The sequence below is a fragment of the Pseudidiomarina aquimaris genome (assembly GCF_003987395.1).
GTDB lineage: Bacteria > Pseudomonadota > Gammaproteobacteria > Enterobacterales > Alteromonadaceae > Pseudidiomarina > Pseudidiomarina aquimaris.
This window is the reverse complement of record NZ_PIPT01000020.1, coordinates 1-1,198: the sequence shown is the minus strand read 5'-3', so window position 1 is coordinate 1,198 and position 1,198 is coordinate 1. Positions and strand designations below refer to the sequence as shown.

Below are 1,198 nucleotides of genomic sequence, written 5' to 3'. Positions count from 1 at the left end.
TGACCTTTCCCCTGAAATAACACCATATTTTCAATGAGATTTCAGTTTTTATGCCACCTGGTTTGCGTACTCAACTGGCGGTAAATAATTCAATGAACTGTGTGGGCGTTCTTCGTTGTAATGCCGCTGCCACTGTTCAATGTCGTAACGTGCTTCATCCAAAGTTCTGAACCAGTGCTGATTCAAGCATTCGTTTCTAAACTTGCCGTTGAGGCTTTCCACAAAAGCATTCTGAGTTGGCTTACCTGGCTGAATGAAGCTCAAGCGAACACCTGTGTTTTTGCTCCAGAAGAACATCGCCTTGCTGGTAAACTCGGTACCGTTGTCGCAGACAATTGAGTCCGGTCGGTCACGAGTTTCGATGATCTGCGATAAAAATCGCGCCACTTGTTGTCCTGATATCGATACCGAGATCAGCTGACCAACAATTTCGCGGCTAAAGTCATCAACAATATTCAGAACCCGAAAACGACGCCCGTTAGCTAATTGGTCGGAAACAAAGTCCATCGACCAGCGTTGATTCACCGCTATTGGCGCATCCATAACAACACGTGGACGTGTGAGCTTCTTGCGCTTCTTTGTGCGCACTTGGAGGCCTTGTTCCGTGTATAAACGATACGTCCGCTTCTTGTTTTTAACTAATCCCTCGCGCTTCAGAAGGCCGTGAAGCATCAAGTACCCGTACCGCGGATATTCGATTGCAAGCTTCTTTAAGCGAGCTGTAACAGGCTCATCGTGGCGCTTTTTAGGCTGATATCGATAAGCGGTTCGACTCAGCCCGACCAACTTGCACGCGAGGCGCTCACTAAGCTTAAAGGTGGTTACTAAGTGCGTAACCACACGCTTTTTGCTGGCGGGCTTTACCACTTTTTTGACACGACGTCCTTCAAGGCTTCCGTCTCAAGCATTTTCTCCGCGAGGAGCTTCTTCAGCTTGGTGTTTTCAACCTCAAGCTCGCGTAGGCGCTTCGCTTCGTTGACTTCCATACCAGCGTACTTGCTGCGCCAGTTATAAAAAGTCCCGTTCGATATACCTAGGCGACGGCAAATGTCTTCAACCTTGGCACCGGCCTCATGCTCTTTGATAGCCTTGATGATTTGTTCTTCGCTGTAACGTTTTTTCATTTTGAGATCTCCACTTGACCCATTTTAATGGAAATCTCATCGATGTCATGGTTCTATTCTTGGGGGAGACGTCA

1 protein-coding gene is annotated in these 1,198 nt (G+C 47.6%); it reads right to left on the bottom strand.

The annotated features are described in order from the left end of the window. Positions 1-48 precede the first annotated feature (48 nt). Positions 49-1,124 (bottom strand): IS3 family transposase gene (locus CWE21_RS13340; RefSeq protein WP_126834909.1). Its coding sequence is split into 2 segments (ribosomal slippage): positions 49-875 and positions 875-1,124, totalling 1,077 coding nucleotides; the frame shifts between segments, so codons are not numbered across the junction. Positions 1,125-1,198 lie beyond the last annotated feature (74 nt).